The organism is Escherichia sp. 94.0001, from assembly GCF_013369155.2.
GTDB lineage: Bacteria > Pseudomonadota > Gammaproteobacteria > Enterobacterales > Enterobacteriaceae > Escherichia > Escherichia coli_F.
Window position 1 is genome coordinate 188,891 of record NZ_JABWMS020000002.1, and the last position, 22,756, is coordinate 211,646.

Below are 22,756 nucleotides of genomic sequence, written 5' to 3' on the forward strand. Positions count from 1 at the left end.
GAGAAATTACTTATTCGGTTTCTCGATTTCGCCAAGTTCTTCGAGAACTTCTTCCGGTTGGTCAGTCGGCGGTGGGACTTCTTCCACCCACGCGGCAAAAAGACGCCAGGAAACGGCTAACAGAACCGGACCAATAAACAGACCGATCATGCCGAAAGCAATCAAACCACCAATAACGCCAGAGAGAATCAGGATCAGCGGTAAATCGGCACCCATGCGAATTAACATTGGGCGGATGACGTTATCCAGCGTGCCAACCACACCACTCCATACCAGTAATACCGTGCCCCAGGTGGTATCGCCGGTCCAGTAGAGCCAGATAATCGCCGGAATCAGCACCGGCAGCGGGCCAAGTTGGACAAGGCAGGAGAGGATCATTAACACCGTGAGCAAAGTTGCATAAGGTACGCCGGATACCGCGAGGCCGATACCGCCAAGCACTGCCTGTACTAACGCTGTCACCACAACACCCAGCGCCACTGCGCGGATAGCTTGTGCCGCCAGCAGCACGGCGGCATCTCCACGAACGCCTGCCAGACGGGTTGCAAAATGGCGAATGCCTTGCGCCACTTGTTCACCGCGCCAGTACAGCAGGGCGCTGAAGAGAAGCATCAGCGCACAATGCACCATAAAGCGCCCGATATGCGCCGCCTGCCCAACGAACCAGGTGGTGGTGGTGCCAATATAAGGACGGACTTTGGCCATGATCGCCGTGCCTCCCATATCCAGCAAGTTGTGCCAGCCTGCGTACAGCTTCGTGCCAATCACCGGTATGGTATTAAGCCACGCCAGATCGGGTAACGTCATGTCACCGCTGGAAATGGCTTTAATAAGCGGGCCGCTGCCGTCGACGATACTGTTAACCAGCAAAGCAATAGGGATGATAAACACCATCACTAATAACAGCGTCATCACCAGAACGGCGAGAGAGCGGCGGCCAAACATGATCTTTTGCAAACGTAACAATACCGGCCAGGTGGCGATAACCACCGTACCGGCCCATGCGAAGCCGAGAATAAAGGGTTGAACAATCCACAGACATGCCACAATCATGATGGCTAAAAACAGCACCGAAAGCAGAATTTGTGCGACATCCCTGGGCTGACGAACATTTACCATAACTACTTTTCACCTTTTTTGTGCGTCAAATCGTCGACGCGACGTGAACACGCGAAACTCACCTGCATAATGATGAGCAATTTCAGCGGTTTTTAACAGGCCGATTCTGCCCTTAATTCTCATGGGCGTGTTAGAAAAAAATGTGGTACAACAACTCAGGCAACACGCAAACGATTTACTCGTCGTATTTCAAGTTGCATGTGCTGCGGCTACGTTCGTTCACCCCAGTCACTTACTTTTGTAAGCTCCTGGAGTTCACTCGCTTGCCGCCTTCCTGCAACTCGAAATCCATAGAGTAAACAAACATCACCTTTCAGTGCGCTATTGCAGCCGCCTGAAAGAATAGTGTATCGACCTACATCACAGACCGCAGGAAAGGGTCAATATAATGATTCCACAGATTTCCCAGGCACCCGGCGTCGTTCAACTGGTGCTTAATTTTTTGCAAGAGCTGGAGCAACAGGGTTTTACCGGCGATACGGCGACAAGTTATGCCGATCGTCTGACAATGTCGACCGACAACAGTATTTACCAACTTCTCCCCGATGCGGTGGTATTTCCGCGTTCAACCGCAGATGTGGCGCTGATCGCCCGTCTTGCCGCGCAGGAACGCTATTCATCGCTGATCTTTACCCCGCGAGGTGGTGGCACCGGCACTAACGGTCAGGCGCTCAACCAGGGGATTATTGTTGATATGTCCCGCCATATGAACCGCATCATCGAAATTAACCCTGAAGAGGGGTGGGTGCGCGTGGAAGCTGGGGTGATAAAAGATCAACTCAATCAGTATTTGAAACCATTCGGCTACTTTTTTGCGCCAGAACTTTCGACCAGCAACCGGGCAACGCTCGGTGGGATGATCAATACCGATGCATCCGGTCAGGGATCGCTGGTCTATGGCAAAACGTCAGATCACGTACTTGGCGTACGCGCGGTGTTGTTGGGGGGCGATATTCTCGATACGCAACCTTTACCCGTCGAACTGGCAGAAACGCTGGGTAAAACCAATACCGCAATCGGGCGAATTTATAACACGGTTTATCAACGTTGCCGTCAGCAACGCCAGTTAATTATCGACAACTTCCCCAAACTTAACCGTTTTCTGACGGGTTACGATCTGCGTCATGTCTTTAACGATGAGATGACTGAGTTCGACCTTACGCGCATTCTGACGGGTTCAGAAGGGACGCTGGCCTTTATTACCGAAGCGCGGCTGGATATTACGCCCTTGCCTAAAGTGCGCCGTCTGGTGAACGTCAAATATGACTCTTTTGACTCCGCGCTGCGTAACGCGCCGTTTATGGTTGAGGCGCGGGCGCTTTCGGTAGAGACGGTGGACTCAAAAGTGCTGAATCTGGCGCGGGAAGATATTGTCTGGCATTCCGTCAGCGAGTTGATTACCGATGTGCCTGACAAAGAAATGCTCGGGCTGAACATTGTGGAATTTGCCGGTGATGATGAGACGCTGATTGATGAGCGGGTAAATGCACTCTGTGCGCGGTTGGATGAACTGATTGCCAGCCAACAGGCAGGTGTGATTGGCTGGCAGGTGTGCCGCGAACTGGCGGGTGTTGAACGTATCTATGCGATGCGCAAAAAAGCCGTTGGTCTGCTTGGCAATGCCAAAGGTGCCGCTAAGCCAATTCCGTTTGCTGAGGATACCTGCGTACCGCCGGAACATCTGGCCGATTATATTGCTGAATTTCGCGCGCTGCTCGACAGCCACGGCTTAAGCTACGGTATGTTCGGTCACGTCGACGCAGGTGTCTTGCACGTCCGTCCGGCACTGGATATGTGCGATCCACAACAAGAGATTTTGATGAAGCAAATCTCTGATGACGTGGTGGCGCTGACTGCGAAATACGGTGGTTTGTTGTGGGGCGAGCACGGCAAAGGTTTTCGTGCCGAATACAGCCCGGCGTTTTTTGGAGAGGAACTTTACGGCGAATTACGTAAAGTCAAAGCGGCATTTGATCCACAAAACCGGCTCAACCCAGGGAAAATTTGCCCACCGGAAGGTATCGACGCGCCTATGATGAAAGTGGATGCGGTGAAGCGTGGCACATATGACCGGCAGATCCCCATCGCGGTACGCCAGCAGTGGCGTGGTGCAATGGAGTGTAACGGCAACGGTTTATGCTTCAACTTTGATGCCCGCAGTCCGATGTGCCCGTCGATGAAGATTACCCAGAACCGGATTCATTCACCGAAAGGGCGCGCAACGCTGGTGCGTGAATGGCTGCGTTTGTTGGCAGATCGCGGCGTTGACCCACTCAAACTGGAACAGGAACTGCCTGAATCCGGTGTCAGTCTGCGGACGTTAATTGCCCGTACGCGTAATAGCTGGCATGCGAATAAAGGCGAATATGATTTCTCGCACGAAGTGAAAGAGGCGATGTCGGGCTGCCTGGCCTGTAAAGCGTGTTCGACTCAGTGCCCCATCAAAATTGACGTGCCGGAGTTTCGTTCTCGCTTTCTGCAACTCTATCACACCCGTTATTTGCGCCCCCTGCGCGACCACCTCGTCGCCACGGTCGAGAGCTACGCACCGCTGATGGCTCGTGCACCGAAGACTTTTAACTTCTTCATTAACCAGCCGCTGGTGCGCAAACTCTCGGAAAAACATATCGGCATGGTTGATTTGCCACTGCTGTCGGTTCCCTCGCTGCAACAACAAATGGTGGGGCATCGCTCGGCAAACATGACGCTGGAACAGCTTGAAGCTCTCAATGCAGAGCAGAAAGCGCGCACGGTGTTGGTGGTGCAGGACCCCTTTACCAGCTATTACGATGCGCAAGTGGTGGCGGATTTTGTCCGTCTGGTCGAAAAATTAGGTTTCCAGCCTGTGTTACTGCCATTTTCGCCAAATGGCAAAGCCCAGCATATTAAAGGCTTTCTTAATCGTTTTGCGAAGACGGCGAAAAAGACGGCGGATTTCCTCAACCGTGTGGCGAAGCTGGGGATGCCAATGGTGGGCGTCGATCCGGCGCTGGTACTTTGTTATCGCGATGAATATAAACTGGCTCTGGGCGAGGAGCGTGGCGAGTTTAAGGTCTTACTGGCGAATGAATGGTTGGCAAGCATACTTGAGTCTCAGCCAGTGGCTACAGTCAGCGGTGAATCATGGTATTTCTTTGGTCACTGTACCGAGGTTACCGCCTTGCCGGGCGCGCCAGCACAATGGGCGGCGATATTTGCCCGTTTTGGCGCGAAACTGGAAAATGTCAGTGTGGGTTGCTGCGGCATGGCAGGGACTTACGGACATGAAGCGAAAAATCATAAAAACTCGCTCGGGATCTATGAGTTATCCTGGCATCAGGCGATGCAGCGACTGCCGCGTAACCGCTGTCTGGCGACCGGATATTCCTGTCGCAGCCAGGTAAAACGGGTTGAAGGCACGGGGGTACGCCATCCTGTGCAGGCTTTACTGGAGATTATTAAATGATATGGAAACGAAAAATCACCCTGGAAGCACTGAATGCAATGGGTGAAGGAAACATGGTGGGGTTGCTGGATATTCGCTTTGAACATATTGGTGATGACACGCTTGAAGCGACAATGCCAGTAGACTCGCGGACAAAGCAGCCTTTCGGGCTGCTGCATGGAGGTGCGTCCGTGGTGCTGGCTGAAAGTATCGGTTCCGTTGCCGGTTATTTATGTACCGAAGGTGAGCAAAAAGTGGTTGGTCTGGAAATCAATGCTAATCATGTTCGCTCGGCACGAGAAGGGCGGGTACGCGGCGTATGTAAACCGTTGCATCTCGGTTCACGTCATCAGGTTTGGCAGATAGAAATCCTCGATGAGAAAGGGCGTTTGTGCTGTTCGTCACGATTGACGACAGCCATTTTGTGACGTTGTCACCAGAAAAATGTGACGCATATTGCTTTTGGTCATTATCTGCACAGTAAACGGTGGTATACTGTGCAGGTCTTGTCTAAAAGCGAGGATGCTATGTCTACTCAACTTGATCCCACCCAACTGGCCATTGAATTTTTACGCCGTGACCAGAGCAATCTTTCACCTGCCCAATATCTCAAACGTCTGAAACAACTAGAACTTGAATTTGCTGACCTGCTTACTCTCTCTTCTGCTGAATTAAAAGAAGAAATCTACTTTGCCTGGCGTTTGGGCGTGCATTGATCCTGACGTAATGCCGCGAGTTCGCCAAATCGGCCTGGATTAATCTTCGTCCAGGTTCGAGGGCCTTCTTAATACTGCTTATCTACCCGCCTGATAACGTTCAAAAATAATACAAATCGCAGTTTGTGCTAAAACAGCGGCTTAGCTTTATGAGACTATTCTTATCGCCCCTTCAAGAGCTAAGCCACTGTGAGTGCCGGAGATAAGCGCCGGATGGGGTAGAAACCCTTAAGCCTGTGATGCACAGACTTAAGGGTTTTCTTATTTCTGAACGCTGCACTTTTTTACCTATCTCTTAAATAGTCATTTTCAATACAACTTTTTCTTTTTCATCACAGCCTTAATGCTCCTTAGATAATAATCATTATCTAACAATGAGATACCTAATTCTTAGCGTGCCTGTTAACCCACACATCAGGGTCTATGCTTATTAAAAGCAGGCAAAAAGCATGTTTTACGGTAAAGCCCCTGCGTTTGCTGGGTTGAACTGATAATCATTATCACTAACATGCTGTTATACGCTGAAAGCGATGAAGTGAGGTAAATCGATGGACATGCATTCAGGAACCTTTAATCCACAGGATTTCGCCTGGCAGGGCTTAACGCTGACACCTGCTGCCGCGGTCCACATCCGTGAGCTGGTGGCAAAGCAACCAGGTATGGTCGGCGTGCGCTTAGGCGTGAAGCAAACGGGCTGCGCGGGCTTTGGCTATGTGCTCGACAGTGTTAGCGAGCCAGACAAAGACGATCTGCTGTTTGAACATGACGGCGCGAAGCTGTTTGTCCCGCTGCAAGCGATGCCGTTTATTGATGGCACGGAAGTCGATTTCGTTCGTGAAGGACTTAATCAGATATTCAAATTTCACAACCCGAAAGCCCAGAATGAATGTGGCTGTGGCGAAAGCTTTGGGGTATAGGCGGTACTATGTCTCGTAATACAGAAGCAACTGACGATGTCAAAACCTGGACCGGCGGCCCGCTGAATTATAAAGAAGGCTTCTTCACCCAGTTAGCCACCGATGAGCTGGCAAAGGGGATAAACGAAGAGGTGGTGCGCGCAATTTCGGCGAAGCGTAATGAGCCGGAGTGGATGCTGGAGTTTCGTCTCAATGCCTATCGCGCATGGCTGGAGATGGAAGAGCCGCACTGGCTGAAAGCGCACTACGACAAGCTGAATTATCAGGATTACAGCTACTATTCGGCACCATCGTGCGGTAATTGTGACGACACTTGCGCGTCTGAACCTGGCGCGGTGCAGCAAACTGGCGCGAACGCCTTTTTAAGTAAAGAGGTGGAGGCGGCGTTTGAGCAGTTGGGCGTTCCCGTGCGGGAAGGCAAAGAGGTGGCGGTGGATGCCATTTTCGACTCTGTTTCGGTTGCCACCACTTATCGCGAAAAACTGGCGGAGCAGGGAATTATTTTTTGCTCCTTTGGCGAGGCGATCCACGATCACCCGGAACTGGTGCGTAAATATCTCGGCACCGTGGTGCCGGGGAATGACAACTTCTTTGCCGCACTTAATGCGGCGGTAGCCTCTGACGGTACGTTTATTTATGTGCCTAAAGGCGTGTGCTGCCCGATGGAACTTTCCACCTATTTTCGTATTAACGCGGAAAAAACCGGGCAGTTTGAGCGCACCATTCTGGTGGCCGACGAAGACAGCTACGTCAGCTACATTGAAGGCTGTTCCGCTCCGGTGCGTGACAGCTATCAGTTACACGCGGCGGTGGTGGAAGTCATCATCCATAAAAACGCCGAGGTGAAATATTCCACGGTACAAAACTGGTTCCCTGGCGATAACAACACCGGCGGTATTCTCAACTTCGTCACCAAGCGTGCTTTGTGCGAAGGCGAAAACAGCAAAATGTCATGGACGCAATCAGAAACCGGGTCAGCGATTACGTGGAAATATCCCAGTTGCATTTTGCGCGGCGATAACTCCATCGGTGAGTTTTACTCAGTGGCACTGACCAGCGGTCATCAGCAGGCGGATACCGGCACCAAGATGATCCATATTGGTAAAAACACCAAATCGACCATCATCTCTAAAGGGATCTCAGCCGGACACAGCCAGAACAGTTATCGCGGCTTAGTGAAAATCATGCCGACGGCAACCAATGCACGTAACTTCACCCAGTGCGACTCAATGCTGATAGGCGCTAATTGTGGGGCGCATACTTTCCCGTATGTCGAATGTCGCAATAACAGCGCGCAACTGGAGCACGAGGCAACGACATCACGTATTGGTGAAGATCAACTGTTTTACTGCCTGCAACGCGGGATCAGCGAAGAAGACGCCATCTCGATGATTGTTAACGGTTTCTGCAAAGACGTGTTCTCGGAACTGCCGCTGGAATTTGCCGTTGAAGCACAAAAACTCCTCGCCATCAGTCTTGAACACAGCGTCGGATAAGGAATAAACATGTTAAGTATTAAAGATTTACACGTCAGCGTGGAAGATAAAGCTATCCTGCGCGGATTAAGCCTCGACGTTCGTCCCGGCGAAGTTCACGCCATTATGGGGCCAAACGGTTCTGGCAAAAGTACCTTATCGGCAACGCTTGCCGGACGCGAAGATTATGAAGTGACGGCTGGCACGGTTGAGTTTAAAGGCAAAGATTTGCTTGCGCTGTCGCCGGAAGAACGTGCAGGCGAAGGCATCTTTATGGCCTTCCAGTATCCGGTGGAAATTCCCGGCGTCAGTAACCAGTTTTTCCTGCAAACGGCACTTAATGCGGTGCGCAGCTATCGCGGCCAGGAAACGCTCGACCGCTTTGATTTTCAGGATTTGATGGAAGAGAAAATCGCTCTCCTGAAGATGCCGGAAGATTTATTAACCCGTTCGGTAAACGTTGGTTTTTCCGGCGGCGAGAAAAAGCGCAACGATATTTTGCAAATGGCGGTGCTGGAACCGGAGTTATGTATTCTTGATGAGTCGGACTCCGGGCTGGATATTGACGCATTAAAAGTGGTTGCCGATGGCGTGAACTCGCTGCGTGACGGCAAGCGTTCATTCATCATTGTTACGCACTACCAACGCATTCTCGACTACATCAAGCCTGATTATGTCCATGTGCTGTATCAGGGACGAATTGTGAAATCCGGCGATTTCACGTTGGTCAAACAACTGGAGGAGCAGGGTTATGGCTGGCTTACCGAACAGCAGTAACGCGCTGCAACAGTGGCATCACTTGTTTGAAGCTGACGGAGCGAAACGCTCCCCGCAAGCACAGCAGCATTTACAACAATTGCTGCGTACCGGACTGCCGACACGCAAACATGAGCACTGGAAATATACGCCGCTGGAAGGGCTGACCAATAGCCAGTTTGTCAGTATTGCGGGGGAGATATCCCCACAGCAGCGTGATGCCTTAGCGTTAACGTTAGACGCCGTGCGGCTGGTGTTTGTCGATGGACGTTACGTGCCCGCGCTGAGCGATGCAACTGAAGGCAGCGGATATGAAGTGAGCATTAACGACGATCGTCAGGGGTTACCCGACGCTATTCAGGCGGAAGTGTTTCTGCATTTGACGGAAAGCCTGGCACAAAGCGTGACGCATATCGCCGTGAAGCGCGGTCAACGACCGGCAAAGCCATTGCTGTTAATGCATATCACCCAGGGCGTGGCAGGTGAAGAGGTGAACACTGCCCATTACCGACATCATCTGGATCTGGCGGAAGGTGCCGAAGCAACGGTGATCGAACATTTTGTCAGCCTTAATGATGCTCGTCACTTCACCGGCGCACGGTTCACTATCAACGTCGCAGCGAACGCCCACTTGCAGCATATCAAGCTGGCGTTTGAAAACCCGGTCAGTCACCACTTTGCCCATAACGATTTGTTGCTGGCTGACGATGCCACCGCATTTAGCCACAGTTTCCTGCTGGGTGGCGCAGTGTTACGACACAACACCAGTACGCAACTCAATGGCGAAAACAGCACGCTGCGGATCAATAGCCTGGCGATGCCGGTGAAAAACGAGGTGTGTGATACCCGTACCTGGCTGGAACACAATAAAGGTTTTTGTAACAGCCGACAGTTGCACAAAACTATCGTCAGCGACAAAGGCCGCGCGGTATTTAACGGTTTGATCAACGTCGCGCAGCACGCCATCAAAACGGATGGTCAGATGACCAACAATAATTTGCTGATGGGAAAACTGGCGGAAGTGGATACGAAACCGCAGCTGGAAATCTATGCAGATGATGTGAAATGCAGCCACGGTGCGACGGTGGGGCGTATTGATGATGAACAGATGTTCTATCTGCGCTCGCGCGGGATCAATCGGCAAGATGCCCAGCAGATGATCATTTACGCCTTTGCTGCCGAACTGACGGAAGCACTGCGTGATGAGGGGCTTAAACAGCAGGTGCTGGCCCGAATCGGTCAACGGCTGCCAGGAGGTGCAAGATGACTTTTTCCGTCGACAAAGTGCGGGCCGACTTTCCGGTGCTTTCTCGTGAGGTAAACGGTTTGCCGCTGGCTTATCTCGACAGCGCCGCCAGTGCGCAGAAACCAAGCCAGGTGATTGACGCCGAGGCCGAGTTTTATCGTCATGGCTACGCGGCGGTGCATCGCGGTATTCATACCTTAAGCGCCCAGGCGACCGAGAAAATGGAGAACGTGCGCAAGCGGGCATCGTTGTTTATCAACGCCCGTTCGGCGGAAGAGCTGGTGTTCGTCCGCGGCACGACGGAAGGGATCAATCTGGTCGCCAATAGCTGGGGCAACAGCAACGTGCGAGCGGGCGATAACATCATCATCAGTCAGATGGAGCACCACGCTAACATTGTCCCCTGGCAGATGCTTTGTGCACGCGTTGGCGCAGAGCTGCGTGTGATCCCTCTCAACCCCGACGGTACGCTGCAACTGGAGACGCTGCCTACGCTGTTTGATGAGAAAACTCGCCTGCTGGCAATTACCCATGTTTCCAACGTGCTTGGGACAGAAAATCCGCTGGCAGAGATGATCACGCTTGCGCATCAACATGGCGCAAAAGTGCTGGTGGATGGCGCTCAGGCGGTGATGCATCATCCGGTGGATGTTCAGGCGCTGGATTGCGATTTTTACGTGTTCTCCGGGCATAAACTGTATGGCCCCACTGGAATTGGCATTCTTTATGTCAAAGAAGCCTTGTTGCAGGAGATGCCGCCGTGGGAAGGGGGCGGTTCTATGATCGCCACCGTCAGCCTGAGTGAAGGGACTACCTGGACCAAAGCACCATGGCGGTTTGAAGCCGGCACACCCAATACCGGAGGCATCATTGGTCTTGGCGCGGCACTCGAGTATGTTTCGGGGCTGGGGCTTAATAACATAGCCGAGTATGAACAGAATCTGATGCATTACGCGCTGTCACAGCTGGAGTCTGTACCGGATCTCACTCTCTATGGTCCACAGAACAGGCTTGGCGTTATTGCCTTTAATCTCGGCAAACACCACGCCTATGACGTCGGCAGTTTTCTTGATAACTACGGTATTGCAGTACGTACCGGACATCACTGCGCAATGCCATTAATGGCCTATTACAACGTCCCTGCTATGTGTCGGGCGTCGCTGGCCATGTATAACACCCATGAAGAAGTTGATCGTCTGGTGACCGGATTGCAACGTATTCATCGTTTGCTGGGATAACAGGGAGGCACTATGGCTGTATTGCCGGATAAAGAAAAATTGCTGCGTAATTTTTTACGCTGCGCCAATTGGGAAGAGAAATATCTCTACATTATTGAGCTGGGCCAGCGTCTGCCAGAATTACACGACGAAGACAGAAGCCCGCAAAATAGCATCCAGGGCTGCCAGAGTCAGGTATGGATTGTGATGCGTCAAAATGCGCAGGGAATTATTGAATTACAGGGCGACAGCGATGCGGCCATTGTGAAAGGGCTTATTGCGGTTGTCTTTATTCTTTACGATCAAATGACACCGCAGGATATTGTCAATTTCGATGTGCGCCCGTGGTTTGAAAAAATGGCGCTCACCCAACATCTCACCCCATCACGCTCACAAGGTCTGGAAGCGATGATTCGCGCAATTCGCGCCAAAGCCGCTGCACTTAGCTAAACTAAAGGGACAGCTTTCATCCGGTGGACTCACATTGCCGGGTGGTCAATGTTTACACTGGCCTGCACAGGAGTGTTTTGGTTTCAGGTGAACATAAGCGCCATCCGACGTTTCAGCGTGAGTCTCCGGCAAATACAGGAGGTTTACAATGAAACGCGCGTCTTTGCTTACACTCACGCTTATCGGCGCTTTTAGCGCCATCCAGGCTGCCTGGGCGGTTGATTATCCGCTACCACCAACCGGAAGCCGACTGGTTGGGCAAAATCAAACGTATACGGTGCAAGAAGGGGATAAAAACCTTCAGGCCATCGCCCGACGTTTTGATACTGCGGCAATGTTGATACTTGAAGCCAATAACACTATCGCTCCGGTGCCAAAACCCGGTACGACGATAACGATTCCTTCGCAACTGTTATTGCCTGATGCGCCGCGTCAGGGGATTATCGTTAACCTTGCAGAGCTGCGCCTTTATTATTATCCGCCGGGAGAAAATATCGTGCAGGTCTATCCGATAGGTATTGGATTGCAGGGGCTGGAAACGCCGGTGATGGAAACGCGTGTGGGGCAGAAAATCCCTAATCCAACCTGGACGCCAACGGCGGGCATTCGTCAGCGTTCGCTGGAGCGTGGCATTAAATTACCGCCCGTCGTTCCTGCCGGGCCAAATAACCCGCTAGGACGTTACGCACTGCGCCTCGCGCATGGTAATGGCGAATACCTCATTCATGGCACCAGTGCGCCGGACAGCGTCGGTTTGCGCGTCAGTTCAGGGTGTATTCGCATGAATGCACCGGATATTAAAGCCTTGTTCTCCAGCGTGCGGACGGGAACGCCGGTGAAAGTGATCAACGAACCGGTGAAATATTCTGTGGAGCCTAACGGGATGCGTTATGTGGAAGTGCATCGACCACTATCAGCAGAAGAACAGCAGAACGTTCAGACAATGCCTTACACACTGCCAGCAGGCTTCACGCAATTTAAAGATAATAAGGTTGTAGATCAGAAGTTAGTCGATAAAGCGTTGTATCGTCGGGCAGGGTATCCGGTTGCGGTGAGCAGTGGAGCAACTCCCGCAGCCAGCAATGCGCCTTCAGTAGAGTCAGCGCAGAATGGTGAACCAGAACAAGGGAATATGTTACGCGCGACGCAGTAGCGGTAAATGGCAGGCAAAAAAAATGGCGCACAATGTGCGCCATTTTTCACTTCACAGGTACTATTACTTGCGGTATTTAGTAGCCATGTTGTCCAGACGCTGGTTAGCACGAGCTGCGTCATCTTTAGCAGCCTGAACGTCGGAACGCATTGCGTTCACGTCGTTGCTCAGCTGGTCAACTTTAGCGTTCAGAGTCTGAACGTCAGAAGACAGCTGATCGATTTTAGCGTTGCTGGAGCAACCTGCCAGCAGAGTAGAACCCAGGATTACCGCGCCCAGTACCAGTTTAGTAGCTTTCATTATTAATACCCTCTAGATTGAGTTAATCTCCATGTAGCGTTACAAGTATTACACAAAGTTTTTTATGTTGAGAATATTTTTTTGATGGGAAGGCACTTATTTTTGATCGTTCGCTCAAAGAAGCATCGAACGCTGGGTTTTAGATAAAAAAATTGAGAGAAAACAGGATGCTTCCATCGGATTCATCTTAGATAAAGTGGGATTATATAGTGAAATCCGATTTGATTTTTTATTGCTTCTGGTTATCGATTAAATAAAAAAAGCGCCCATCAGGGCGCTTCGATATACAAATTAATTCACAAAAGCAATATTACAGGACGTGAACAGATGCGGTGTTAGTAGTGCCGCTCGGTACCAGTGCACCAGAAACCATAACTACGACGTCACCTTTGTGTGCCAGACCGCTCTGCAGAGCCAGTTCTTTACCCAGACGGTAGAAATCATCAGTAGAAGTGATTTCTTTAACCAGCTGCGGCACAACGCCTTTGCTCAGTACCAACTGATGAGCCGTTTTTTCGTTGGTGGTCAGTGCCAGGATGGTGGCATCCGGGAAGTATTTACGTACTGCACGAGCAGATTTACCGCCTTGGGTAGCAACCACGATCAGCGGAGCATCCAGTTTTTCAGCAGTTTCAACCGCGCCACGGCATACTGCTTCGGTAATGCGCAGTTTACGGTTGTCATTGTTGAACTCGAGACGGCTGTTCATCACGCGGTCGGTACGTTCGCAGATGGTCGCCATGATAGAAACCGCTTCCAGCGGGTATTTACCTTTTGCGGATTCACCAGACAGCATCACTGCGTCAGTACCGTCGAGGATGGCGTTTGCAACGTCACCTGCTTCTGCGCGAGTCGGGCGTGGGTTTTTGATCATGGAATCCAGCATCTGGGTCGCAGTGATAACGACTTTACGTGCACGGATACATTTTTCGATCATCATCTTCTGGGCGAAGATAACTTCTTCTACCGGGATTTCTACACCCAGGTCGCCACGCGCAACCATGATGCCGTCAGAGGCTTCGAGGATTTCGTCGAAGTTGTTGAGGCCTTCCTGGTTTTCGATTTTGGAGATGATTTGGATGTTTTCACCACCGTGTGCTTTCAGATGTTCACGGATTTCGATAACGTCAGAACGCTTACGAATAAAGGAAGCAGCAACAAAGTCTACGCCTTGTTCGCAACCAAAGATCAGGTCCTGTTTGTCTTTTTCAGCCAGTGCTGGCAGGGCAATGGAAACGCCTGGCAGGTTCACACCTTTGTTTTCGCCCAAGTCGCCGTTGTTCAGCACTTTACAGATAACTTTGTTACCTTCAATGGCGGTAACTTCCATACCGATCAGACCATCGTCAACCAGTACGGTGTTGCCAACAGACAGGTCAGTAGTGAAACCTTCATACGTTACCGCAACCATTTCGCTGTTGCCGATAACAGATTTATCAGTGGTGAAAGTAAAGGTCTGACCCGCTTTCAGAGAAACGTCGTTACCGCCTTCCAGTTTCATGGTGCGGATTTCCGGACCTTTGGTATCAAGCAGGATAGCGGCGGTTTTACCGGTTTTGCTCATCACGTTGCGCAGATTCTGAATGCGCTGACCGTGTTCTGCATAGTCACCATGAGAGAAGTTCAGACGCATAACGTTCATGCCAGCGTCCAGCATTTTAGCTAACATCTCTTCAGATTCGGTTTTCGGTCCGATGGTGCAAACAATTTTGGTCTTTTTCATGACAGTCTTAGTCTTTAAGTTGAGAAGGATGGGAGAAACTTGCTTTCTGGGCGCACTGCCGGAAAGCGAATTCGGTATTACGAAAGTGGTGGTGCCTCGCTCTAAGGATAGGTGACATCGAAAAAGCGTGCAGAGGAATGTGTGCTTGTGTCTCAGCCCAACGTGAGTGCCTGTTTTTGAGTCGTTGAGTTCTACAGTCCAAAGTGCTGAAACCATTCAAGAGTCAATTGGCGCGCATTATACGCTGAAATTAATCCAAAAGGAAAACAAAAACAGCGTTTCAAAAAATATACAACTCGTTAGACAATAAATTGTTATCAAAGATTTAACGTTCCAGGGAAAACGTTACGCAAAAACTTCGCTGTTTGCGCAACGTCTGGAGTCAGCTTTGTCAGTGTGATGACGAGTGAAAATTCATTAGGTGTGCAAATACATCATCGCTAAATTGCTTCAGTTATAATAATTTATCGCGTTATTTGTATGATTTTCTTTGGTTTTTGTTTAATTGATTAGATTGATATATGCTGATAGCTGGCATGATAAATAGGTATAAATAATGGGAAATCGGACAAAAGAGGATGAACTGTACCGAGAGATGTGCAGAGTTGTCGGTAAAGTTGTGCTGGAAATGCGCGATCTGGGGCAGGAACCAAAGCATATTGTTATCGCAGGCGTATTACGTACAGCATTAGCCAATAAACGCATTCAGCGCAGTGAGCTGGAAAAGCAGGCGATGGAAACCGTCATTAACGCACTGGTTAAATGACCATTCAGGATGAGGCGGTAAGCTTCATCCTGATATTCTTAGTTCAGTTGCAGTCCAGTTAATCATTCTAAATAACAACTGCTGAAATTATACAAGTTTCGGTATGTATTTTAATTTATAGCGCTAATGTTATTTTTATTTTCTGTAATGAAAGTCATAAATAATTGTCGCTTAAGTTAAATTTATTTCAAATGATAATAAATATCAGTTCACTTATAATTTCTTGCTTTGTGATTTTAATTGATAACGATCAATGTTAAGAGCTCAGAATAATCACATTATTTTTCCTCCTAACCATAAAGGATTAGTTTATCAGCGTTAAATCTTTTCTCATACACTATCGGGTTAGGGAAAATATCTGGTGTTGGGGACAGAGTCAGCAGCGTATTAGTTGAATGCTTAATATCAGGCTGCTGAATTGTCAGCACTGTGTTTGCGAAGAGGATGCGAAATAAATGAACCCGGTTGATCGTCCACTATTAGATATTGGCTTAACGCGATTAGAATTCTTGCGTATATCAGGAAAAGGCCTTGCTGGTCTAACAATTGCCCCTGCGTTACTGTCACTTTTGGGTTGCAAACAGGAAGATATTGATAGCGGCACAGTAGGGTTGGTAAATACACCCAAAGGGGTGCTGGTGACCCAACGTGCGCGATGCACGGGTTGCCACCGCTGTGAAATCTCTTGTACCAACTTCAACGATGGCTCAGTAGGGACATTCTTCTCCCGTATCAAAATCCATCGCAATTATTTCTTTGGCGATAACGGGGTTGGCTCTGGTGGCGGCCTGTATGGCGATCTCAACTATACCGCGGACACCTGCCGTCAATGCAAAGAACCGCAATGCATGAATGTCTGCCCGATTGGTGCGATTACCTGGCAACAGGAAGAAGGCTGTATTACCGTCGATCATAAACGTTGTATTGGTTGTAGCGCCTGTACGACGGCATGCCCGTGGATGATGGCCACCGTAAATACCGAAAGTAAAAAATCCTCGAAATGTGTGTTATGCGGTGAATGCGCAAACGCCTGCCCAACAGGGGCGTTAAAAATTATCGAGTGGAAAGATATTACTGTGTGAATCTTGCAAAGGAAAAAATCATGGCTAACGGTTGGACAGGTAATATATTAAGAGTCAATCTCACGACAGGAAATATTACCCTCGAAGATTCCAGTAAGTTTAAAAGTTTTGTCGGTGGTATGGGCTTCGGCTACAAAATTATGTATGACGAAGTACCGCCAGGCACGAAACCTTTCGATGAAGCGAATAAATTAGTCTTTGCTACCGGCCCATTAACTGGATCTGGTGCCCCCTGCAGTTCTCGCGTAAATATCACCTCACTTTCTACTTTTACCAAAGGAAATTTAGTCGTCGATGCCCATATGGGGGGCTTTTTTGCAGCGCAAATGAAATTCGCTGGATACGACGTCATTATTATCGAAGGGAAAGCGAAAGCACCGGTATGGCTGAATATTAAAGATGACAAAGTTAGCCTGGAAAAAGCCGATTTCTTATGGGGAAAAGGGACGCGCGCAACTACGGAAGAGATTTGTCGATTGACCAGCCCTGAAACCTGTGTGGCGGCTATTGGTCAGGCTGGGGAAAACCTTGTTCCTCTCTCTGGCATGTTGAATAGCCGTAACCACAGCGGTGGTGCGGGAACTGGCGCAATAATGGGTTCGAAAAACCTGAAAGCGATTGCGGTTGAAGGGACGAAAGGGGTCAACATTGCCAATCGTCAGGAGATGAAGCGTCTCAACGATTACATGATGACTGAACTTATCGGTGCGAATAACAACCATGTCGTGCCAAGTACGCCGCAATCGTGGGCAGAGTATTCAGATCCCAAATCACGTTGGACAGCACGTAAAGGGCTGTTTTGGGGCGCGGCTGAAGGTGGTCCGATTGAAACGGGGGAAATTCCGCCAGGCAATCAGAACACGGTCGGCTTTCGTACCTATAAATCCGTTTTTGACTTAGGTCCGGCGGCAGAGAAATACACAGTAAAAATGAGCGGCTGCCACTCTTGCCCGATCCGTTGTATGACCCAAATGAATATTCCTCGGGTGAAAGAGTTTGGCGTGCCCAGCACAGGTGGTAACACTTGTGTTGCAAACTTTGTCCATACCACCATCTTCCCGAACGGTCCGAAAGATTTTGAAGATAAAGACGATGGTCGTGTGATTGGTAACCTTGTTGGTTTGAATCTGTTCGATGACTACGGCCTATGGTGTAACTACGGTCAGCTGCATCGCGACTTTACCTATTGTTACAGCAAAGGGGTGTTCAAGCGTGTTCTGCCTGCTGAAGAGTATGCGGAAATTCGCTGGGATCAACTGGAAGCGGGTGACGTTAACTTCATTAAAGATTTTTACTACCGTCTGGCGCATCGTGTGGGTGAGCTGAGTCACCTGGCTGATGGTTCATATGCTATCGCAGAACGCTGGAATTTGGGTGAAGAGTACTGGGGCTACGCGAAAAATAAACTCTGGTCGCCGTTTGGCTATCCAGTTCACCACGCCAATGAAGCGTCAGCGCAGGTCGGCTCCATTGTTAACTGTATGTTCAACCGTGACTGCATGACGCATACCCATATCAACTTCATTGGTTCCGGTTTGCCATTGAAACTGCAACGTGAAGTGGCGAAAGAGCTTTTTGGTTCTGAAGATGCTTACGATGAAACCAAAAACTACACGCCAATCAATGACGCAAAAATTAAATATGCTAAGTGGTCGCTGTTGCGGGTCTGTTTGCATAACGCCGTCACCCTGTGCAACTGGGTCTGGCCAATGACCGTTTCGCCGCTGAAAAGCCGTAATTATCGGGGCGATCTGGCGCTTGAAGCCAAATTCTTCAAAGCGATCACTGGCGAAGATATGACTCAGGAAAAATTAGATTTAGCTGCAGAGCGTATCTTTACGTTGCATCGCGCCTACACGGTAAAACTGATGCAAACCAAAGATATGCGTAATGAACACGATCTTATCTGTTCCTGGGTATTCGACAAGGATCCGCAGATCCCGGTCTTTACTGAAGGTACTGACAAAATGGATCGTGACGATATGCATGCTTCGCTCACGATGTTCTACAAAGAAATGGGCTGGGACCCACAGCTTGGTTGTCCGACCCGCGAAACATTGCAGCGTCTGGGGCTGGAAGATATTGCCGCCGATCTGGCAGCACACAATCTACTGCCTGCGTAAGGAATGGGTGAGATGAACCATCAGGATGTCTTGCCGTTAGCGGAAGTCAGCGAAATTGACGAGGCGAAGCGGCAATGGTTGCAGGGGATGCGCCACCCCGTTGATACGGTAAGTGAAGACATCACAGAACCAGAACCTGCTGAAATCCTGGCAGAGTTCATTCGCCAGCATTCTGCGGCTGGGCAGCTGGTGGCGCGCGCCGTGTTTCTCTCGCCACCCTATTCGGTTGCAGAAGAGGAACTGTCAGTTTTGCTGGAAAACATTAAGCAGAACGGAGACTACGCGGATATCGCGTGTATGACGGGAAGCCAGGATGATTACTATTACTCAACGCAGGCCATGAGTGAAAACTACGCGGCGATGTCTTTGCAAGTTGTGGAGCAGGACATTTGTCGCGCTATTGCACACGCCGTTCGTTTTGAGTGCCAGACGTATCCTCGTCCTTACAAAGTCGCCATGCTGATGCAAGCGCCATATTACTTCCAGGAAGCGCAGATTGAAGCCGCGATCGCCGCGATGGATGTTGCACCTGAATATGCCGATATACGGCAGGTAGAGTCATCGACGGCGGTGTTGTACTTGTTTAGCGAGCGATTTATGACCTATGGCAAAGCTTTTGGCTTATGCGAATGGTTCGAGGTAGAGCAGTTTCAGAACCCCTGAAATTTCAGGGAGATGTCATGGATAGGGTGGACAGTTGCAGCCACTGCATTAGGGGATAATCAGATGTCCTTCACTCGACGCAAATTTGTTCTGGGGATGGGAACAGTAATCTTTTTTACTGGTTCAGCGTCTTCTCTGTTAGCGAACACGAGGCAAGAAAAGGAAGTTCGGTATGCCATGATTCATGACGAGTCACGGTGCAATGGCTGTAATATTTGCGCCCGCGCATGCCGTAAAACTAACCACGTCCCCGCTCAGGGAAGCCGTTTATCGATAGCACACATACCGGTCACCGATAACGACAACGAAACGCAGTATCACTTTTTTCGCCAGTCATGCCAGCACTGCGAAGATGCTCCTTGCATTGACGTTTGCCCAACAGGAGCGTCATGGCGTGATATGCAGGGGATCGTGCGGGTAGAAAAATCGCAGTGCATCGGCTGCAGTTATTGCATTGGCGCTTGCCCGTATCAGGTTCGCTACCTTAACCCTGTCACTAAAGTGGCAGATAAATGTGATTTCTGCGCTGAGTCCCGACTAGCAAAAGGCTTTCCGCCCATTTGCGTTAGCGCCTGCCCGGAACATGCATTGATCTTTGGTCGCGAAGATAGCCCAGAAATTCAAGCGTGGTTGCAAGAAAATAAATATTATCAATATCAGCTACCTGGTGCCGGGAAACCGCATCTGTATCGCCGATTCGGTCAACATTTGATTAAAAAGGAAAATGTATGAACCCGTCGCAACATGCTGAACAGTTTCAGAGCCAGTTGGCGAACTATGTGCCACAGTTCACTCCCGAATTTTGGCCGGTGTGGTTGATCATTGCCGGACTATTGCTGGTTGGGATGTGGTTGGTGCTGGGGCTGCATGCCTTGCTTCGTGCTCGTGGCGTGAAGAAATCAGCCACCGATCATGGTGAGAAGATTTATCTTTACAGCAAAGCGGTCAGATTATGGCACTGGTCGAATGCGTTACTCTTTGTATTGTTGCTGGCAAGTGGGCTGATAAATCACTTTGCGCTGGTGGGAGCAACTGCGGTTAAAAGTCTGGTTGCGGTGCATGAAGTTTGCGGATTTTTTTTACTGGCATGCTGGCTCGGCTTTGTTCTGATCAATGCCGTTGGGGGTAATGGTCACCACTATCGCATTCGTCGTCAGGGTTGGCTGGAGCGAGCGGCAAAACAAACGCGATTTTATTTGTTTGGCATTATGCAGGGGGAAGAACATCCTTTCCCGGCAACAACACAGTCTAAATTTAATCCCTTACAGCAGGTCGCCTATGTTGGTGTCATGTATGGATTGCTGCCGTTGTTACTATTGACGGGGCTGCTGTGTCTCTATCCGCAAGCCGTGGGAGATGTGTTTCCTGGCGTAAGATACTGGTTATTGCAGGCGCATTTTGCTCTGGCATTTATAAGCCTCTTTTTTATCTTCGGTCATCTTTATCTTTGCACCACGGGGCGTACGCCACACGAAACCTTTAAAAGCATGGTCGATGGCTATCACCGGCACTAACGAATGATCATTACACGAGCAGACCTGCGAGAATGGCGTATCGGAGCGGTGATGTATCGCTGGTTCCTGCGCCATTTCCCACGCGGCGGTAGTTATGCCGATATTCATCATGCACTGATTGAGGAAGGATATACGGACTGGGCGGAGAGTCTGGTTGAGTATGCGTGGAAAAAATGGCTGGCGGATGAAAACTTCGCGCATCAGGAAGTTTCCTCTATGCAAAAATTGGCTACAGATCCCGGAGAGAGAGCATTTTGCAGTCAGTTTGCCCGCAGCGACGATCATGCTCGCATCGGCTGTTGTGAGGATAATGCCAGAATCGCAACCGCTGGGTATGCTGCACAAATTGCCAGTATGGGTTATAGCGTGCGGATTGGAAGTGTCGGCTTTAACAGTCACATTGGCAGCTCCGGTGAACGCGCACGGGTTGCTGTAACCGGTAATTCTTCGCGGATAAGCAGCGCTGGAGATAGTAGTCGGATTGCGAATACCGGAATGCGAGTACGCGTTTGCACATTGGGTGAACGGTGTCATGTCGCCAGTAATGGTGACCTGGTGCAAATCGCCAGCTTTGGCGCAAACGCCAGAATTGCCAACAGCGGCGACAATGTACACATCATTGCCAGCGGTGAAGATTCAACAATAGTGAGCACGGGCGTGGTCGACTCAATTATTCTCGGGCCAGGGGGAAGCGCCGCACTGGCATATCATGACGGCGAAAGAGTTCGCTTCGCCGTCGCTATTGAAGGTGAAAACAATATTCGAGCCGGAGTCCGCTATCGCCTTAATGAACAGCATCAGTTTGTTGAGTGCTGATAGCTTTACATTTGATCAAACGAAAGACGCCGACGAGCACGGGATGCAGGCTTTACGACCGCCTGAGCCATCGCCTCACCAATTTCTGCACATGCCGTAAGTCCCTGTACGAATGGCCGGTCGTGCATCAACCAGGGCAACGCGCCGAACGCTACGCGCCCACGAATTTCTTCGGGTTGCTGTAGCGTATAATCTTCGCCAACATCCGGGATTTCATCCCCTGTTTTCTGTAATTGTTCGCGTAGTCCAGGGAAAGGAATATCTTTCACTTTAAGCGGACGCTGCCCGCGGGCATCAATAAAAACGTCAAACGAGTAGCTATCGTCTTCCGTTTTCAGGACGGTGCGCGACTCATTAATTTCCATTTCGTAGTCTTCACCGAGGGCGAGAATATGAATGATTCCCGCTTCACGTAAGGCCAGTAGTCGACGAATAGACTCTGAAGGGATTGCCGCATAATTATCGATGAAAACCCGGGCAAGGCCTTTACTGAACCGTTTATGGTCGTGTTCATTCAGATGAGGAACAATTTCCTGTACGGCTTCATGCAGGCGCAGAATGACATAACGCCAGGGAACAGTATGTTTTTCTCGTTTATTGCGTTCGACTTCCTGGAGATTTTTTTCTGCCCAGTCGAATGGGTCGCGTTGTTTGCGCTCGGCAAACCAGGCTTGAGCAAAGGAATCGACATTCAGGCTCTCTAAGGCTATGCGTTGGCTCCAGTCTGGATCAGCAAATTTGATTTCCTCTACTATCAATCTAAATACCCGATCCAAAAGGCCCTCTTCGCCTTTTTGAATCTCAGCATTTAATGCCTGATCAGTGACGATGTGTAAGGGCTCGTAGGGAATAGGGCAATAGAAATCGGCTTCGGGTAAAATACCCGTGCGCGACATCAACGTAATATTTAGCTTTTCACTTGCGTTATCGCGGTGAAAAACGACGTGTTGTTTATCATCTTCAATGAACGAACCATGCTGAATAGCCACTGCCATTGCCGCATCCAGTCCGCTCAAGGATGTTCCCATAATACCCACGTTACACGCATCGACCTTTGCTTCCATCAGGCCTGACCACGGGCTGGGAAAATACGTTCTGGTTGCTTCTTCTTCATCAGGCCAGACGTGACCCGTCGCGATCACCGCTAAATCAAACGTCTCGCTGGGTAAATCCTGATTTGTAGCGAGCATGACGCCAGCATTTATAATTTGCAGATCGGTAACCTGGCATGATTCATAAACTGAACCGCCCCGGGAATCCTGGAGACTAAACTCCCTGAGAAAGAGGTAAACAGGA

22 protein-coding genes are annotated in these 22,756 nt (G+C 49.9%); 17 read left to right on the top strand and 5 right to left on the bottom strand.

Translation table 11 applies throughout. From position 1 onward, the window contains the following. Nucleotides 1–6: 6 nt before the first annotated feature. Nucleotides 7–1,119 carry an AI-2E family transporter YdiK gene (gene ydiK / locus HEN33_RS02015; RefSeq protein ID WP_000248647.1) on the bottom strand — a complete coding sequence of 371 codons (1,113 nt, stop codon included), beginning with the start codon at nucleotides 1,117–1,119 and terminating at the stop codon, nucleotides 7–9. A 388-nt stretch (nucleotides 1,120–1,507) separates the two neighbouring features. On the opposite strand from ydiK, the gene ydiJ reads away from it, so the two are divergent. From ydiJ to ldtE, 10 genes are all read left to right on the top strand, one after another. Further along, complete coding sequence (ydiJ, locus tag HEN33_RS02020) at nucleotides 1,508–4,564, top strand: D-2-hydroxyglutarate dehydrogenase YdiJ (protein WP_176263863.1); 3,057 nt, start codon at nucleotides 1,508–1,510, stop codon at nucleotides 4,562–4,564. Then, nucleotides 4,561–4,971: a 1,4-dihydroxy-2-naphthoyl-CoA hydrolase gene (gene menI, locus HEN33_RS02025; RefSeq protein ID WP_032184335.1), complete on the top strand. Its 411-nt coding sequence runs from the start codon at nucleotides 4,561–4,563 to the stop codon at nucleotides 4,969–4,971. The genes ydiJ and menI overlap by 4 nt, the downstream gene beginning before the upstream one ends. A 99-nt stretch (nucleotides 4,972–5,070) precedes the next feature. Continuing rightward, nucleotides 5,071–5,259 (top strand): YdiH family protein, encoded by a 189-nt coding sequence (locus HEN33_RS02030; protein WP_001296104.1) that lies wholly within the window; start codon nucleotides 5,071–5,073, stop codon nucleotides 5,257–5,259. 548 nt (nucleotides 5,260–5,807) lie between these two features. Further along, nucleotides 5,808–6,176, top strand: coding sequence for a Fe-S cluster assembly scaffold SufA (gene sufA, locus HEN33_RS02035; RefSeq protein WP_000367171.1), 369 nt, complete (start codon nucleotides 5,808–5,810; stop codon nucleotides 6,174–6,176). Between the two features lie 8 nt (nucleotides 6,177–6,184). Continuing rightward, nucleotides 6,185–7,672 carry a Fe-S cluster assembly protein SufB gene (gene sufB / locus HEN33_RS02040; RefSeq protein ID WP_148048341.1) on the top strand — a complete coding sequence of 496 codons (1,488 nt, stop codon included), beginning with the start codon at nucleotides 6,185–6,187 and terminating at the stop codon, nucleotides 7,670–7,672. 9 nt (nucleotides 7,673–7,681) lie between these two features. Further along, the gene (gene sufC / locus HEN33_RS02045; protein WP_000948864.1) at nucleotides 7,682–8,428 is read left to right on the top strand and encodes a Fe-S cluster assembly ATPase SufC; all 747 of its coding nucleotides are present in this window, start codon (nucleotides 7,682–7,684) and stop codon (nucleotides 8,426–8,428) included. Next, nucleotides 8,403–9,674, top strand: coding sequence for a Fe-S cluster assembly protein SufD (gene sufD, locus HEN33_RS02050; RefSeq protein WP_176263862.1), 1,272 nt, complete (start codon nucleotides 8,403–8,405; stop codon nucleotides 9,672–9,674). Before sufC ends, sufD begins: the two co-directional genes overlap by 26 nt. Then, nucleotides 9,671–10,891, top strand: a complete 1,221-nt coding sequence (sufS, locus tag HEN33_RS02055; protein ID WP_176263861.1) for a cysteine desulfurase SufS — start codon at nucleotides 9,671–9,673, stop codon at nucleotides 10,889–10,891. The genes sufD and sufS overlap by 4 nt, the downstream gene beginning before the upstream one ends. Nucleotides 10,892–10,903: 12 nt before the next feature. After that, on the top strand, nucleotides 10,904–11,320 hold the full coding sequence (gene sufE / locus HEN33_RS02060; protein ID WP_000279727.1) for a cysteine desulfuration protein SufE: 417 nt from the start codon (nucleotides 10,904–10,906) through the stop codon (nucleotides 11,318–11,320). Nucleotides 11,321–11,468: 148 nt separating this feature from the next. After that, complete coding sequence (gene ldtE, locus HEN33_RS02065; protein WP_032303139.1) at nucleotides 11,469–12,473, top strand: L,D-transpeptidase LdtE; 1,005 nt, start codon at nucleotides 11,469–11,471, stop codon at nucleotides 12,471–12,473. A gap of 63 nt (nucleotides 12,474–12,536) precedes the next feature. Here ldtE and lpp read toward each other — a convergent pair whose 3' ends face one another. From lpp to ynhH, 3 genes are all read right to left on the bottom strand, one after another. Further along, the gene (gene lpp, locus HEN33_RS02070; RefSeq protein ID WP_000648420.1) at nucleotides 12,537–12,773 is read right to left on the bottom strand and encodes a murein lipoprotein Lpp; all 237 of its coding nucleotides are present in this window, start codon (nucleotides 12,771–12,773) and stop codon (nucleotides 12,537–12,539) included. Nucleotides 12,774–13,083: 310 nt separating this feature from the next. Beyond that, nucleotides 13,084–14,496: a pyruvate kinase PykF gene (pykF, locus tag HEN33_RS02075; RefSeq protein WP_000751442.1), complete on the bottom strand. Its 1,413-nt coding sequence runs from the start codon at nucleotides 14,494–14,496 to the stop codon at nucleotides 13,084–13,086. 7 nt (nucleotides 14,497–14,503) lie between these two features. Next, the gene (gene ynhH / locus HEN33_RS26780) at nucleotides 14,504–14,698 is read right to left on the bottom strand and encodes a protein YnhH (RefSeq protein ID WP_244591676.1); all 195 of its coding nucleotides are present in this window, start codon (nucleotides 14,696–14,698) and stop codon (nucleotides 14,504–14,506) included. A gap of 354 nt (nucleotides 14,699–15,052) precedes the next feature. Between ynhH and fumD the strand changes: the two genes are divergently transcribed. The 7 genes from fumD to ydhT all read left to right on the top strand — a co-directional run bounded on the left by fumD (nucleotide 15,053) and on the right by ydhT (nucleotide 21,460). Continuing rightward, nucleotides 15,053–15,262, top strand: coding sequence for a fumarate hydratase FumD (fumD, locus tag HEN33_RS02080; protein WP_000528342.1), 210 nt, complete (start codon nucleotides 15,053–15,055; stop codon nucleotides 15,260–15,262). 455 nt (nucleotides 15,263–15,717) lie between these two features. Next, complete coding sequence (locus HEN33_RS02085; protein ID WP_176263618.1) at nucleotides 15,718–16,344, top strand: ferredoxin-like protein; 627 nt, start codon at nucleotides 15,718–15,720, stop codon at nucleotides 16,342–16,344. 20 nt (nucleotides 16,345–16,364) lie between these two features. Next, entirely contained in the window at nucleotides 16,365–18,467 is a 2,103-nt protein-coding gene (locus tag HEN33_RS02090) for an aldehyde ferredoxin oxidoreductase (RefSeq protein WP_032184331.1), read from the top strand. Between the two features lie 12 nt (nucleotides 18,468–18,479). Then, on the top strand, nucleotides 18,480–19,130 hold the full coding sequence (locus HEN33_RS02095) for a YdhW family putative oxidoreductase system protein (protein ID WP_176263617.1): 651 nt from the start codon (nucleotides 18,480–18,482) through the stop codon (nucleotides 19,128–19,130). A gap of 63 nt (nucleotides 19,131–19,193) precedes the next feature. Beyond that, on the top strand, nucleotides 19,194–19,862 hold the full coding sequence (locus HEN33_RS02100; RefSeq protein ID WP_050486602.1) for a 4Fe-4S dicluster domain-containing protein: 669 nt from the start codon (nucleotides 19,194–19,196) through the stop codon (nucleotides 19,860–19,862). Next, nucleotides 19,859–20,644 carry a thiosulfate reductase cytochrome B subunit gene (gene phsC / locus HEN33_RS02105; protein WP_176263616.1) on the top strand — a complete coding sequence of 262 codons (786 nt, stop codon included), beginning with the start codon at nucleotides 19,859–19,861 and terminating at the stop codon, nucleotides 20,642–20,644. The genes HEN33_RS02100 and phsC overlap by 4 nt, the downstream gene beginning before the upstream one ends. Before the next feature lie 3 nt (nucleotides 20,645–20,647). After that, nucleotides 20,648–21,460: a protein YdhT gene (ydhT, locus tag HEN33_RS02110; protein ID WP_000587571.1), complete on the top strand. Its 813-nt coding sequence runs from the start codon at nucleotides 20,648–20,650 to the stop codon at nucleotides 21,458–21,460. A 5-nt stretch (nucleotides 21,461–21,465) separates the two neighbouring features. Here ydhT and HEN33_RS02115 read toward each other — a convergent pair. Beyond that, a partial coding sequence (locus tag HEN33_RS02115) for an FAD-NAD(P)-binding protein (protein WP_183083412.1) occupies nucleotides 21,466–22,756 on the bottom strand: 1,291 nt, incomplete at its 5' end.

What these genes read in the sequence shown, in the direction of transcription:
- HEN33_RS02095 (WP_176263617.1), top strand. Translation starts at nt 18,480, where the DNA reads ATGAACCATCAGGATGTCTTGCCGTTAGCGGAAGTCAGCGAAATTGAC.
- HEN33_RS02090 (WP_032184331.1), top strand. Translation starts at nt 16,365, where the DNA reads ATGGCTAACGGTTGGACAGGTAATATATTAAGAGTCAATCTCACGACA.
- sufB (WP_148048341.1), top strand. Translation starts at nt 6,185, where the DNA reads ATGTCTCGTAATACAGAAGCAACTGACGATGTCAAAACCTGGACCGGC.
- ydhT (WP_000587571.1), top strand. Translation starts at nt 20,648, where the DNA reads ATGATCATTACACGAGCAGACCTGCGAGAATGGCGTATCGGAGCGGTG.
- lpp (WP_000648420.1), bottom strand. Translation starts at nt 12,773, where the DNA reads ATGAAAGCTACTAAACTGGTACTGGGCGCGGTAATCCTGGGTTCTACT.
- pykF (WP_000751442.1), bottom strand. Translation starts at nt 14,496, where the DNA reads ATGAAAAAGACCAAAATTGTTTGCACCATCGGACCGAAAACCGAATCT.
- sufC (WP_000948864.1), top strand. Translation starts at nt 7,682, where the DNA reads ATGTTAAGTATTAAAGATTTACACGTCAGCGTGGAAGATAAAGCTATC.
- sufS (WP_176263861.1), top strand. Translation starts at nt 9,671, where the DNA reads ATGACTTTTTCCGTCGACAAAGTGCGGGCCGACTTTCCGGTGCTTTCT.
- menI (WP_032184335.1), top strand. Translation starts at nt 4,561, where the DNA reads ATGATATGGAAACGAAAAATCACCCTGGAAGCACTGAATGCAATGGGT.
- ydiK (WP_000248647.1), bottom strand. Translation starts at nt 1,119, where the DNA reads ATGGTAAATGTTCGTCAGCCCAGGGATGTCGCACAAATTCTGCTTTCG.
- ldtE (WP_032303139.1), top strand. Translation starts at nt 11,469, where the DNA reads ATGAAACGCGCGTCTTTGCTTACACTCACGCTTATCGGCGCTTTTAGC.
- phsC (WP_176263616.1), top strand. Translation starts at nt 19,859, where the DNA reads ATGAACCCGTCGCAACATGCTGAACAGTTTCAGAGCCAGTTGGCGAAC.
- fumD (WP_000528342.1), top strand. Translation starts at nt 15,053, where the DNA reads ATGGGAAATCGGACAAAAGAGGATGAACTGTACCGAGAGATGTGCAGA.
- sufE (WP_000279727.1), top strand. Translation starts at nt 10,904, where the DNA reads ATGGCTGTATTGCCGGATAAAGAAAAATTGCTGCGTAATTTTTTACGC.
- HEN33_RS02100 (WP_050486602.1), top strand. Translation starts at nt 19,194, where the DNA reads ATGTCCTTCACTCGACGCAAATTTGTTCTGGGGATGGGAACAGTAATC.
- sufA (WP_000367171.1), top strand. Translation starts at nt 5,808, where the DNA reads ATGGACATGCATTCAGGAACCTTTAATCCACAGGATTTCGCCTGGCAG.
- HEN33_RS02085 (WP_176263618.1), top strand. Translation starts at nt 15,718, where the DNA reads ATGAACCCGGTTGATCGTCCACTATTAGATATTGGCTTAACGCGATTA.
- sufD (WP_176263862.1), top strand. Translation starts at nt 8,403, where the DNA reads ATGGCTGGCTTACCGAACAGCAGTAACGCGCTGCAACAGTGGCATCAC.
- HEN33_RS02030 (WP_001296104.1), top strand. Translation starts at nt 5,071, where the DNA reads ATGTCTACTCAACTTGATCCCACCCAACTGGCCATTGAATTTTTACGC.
- ydiJ (WP_176263863.1), top strand. Translation starts at nt 1,508, where the DNA reads ATGATTCCACAGATTTCCCAGGCACCCGGCGTCGTTCAACTGGTGCTT.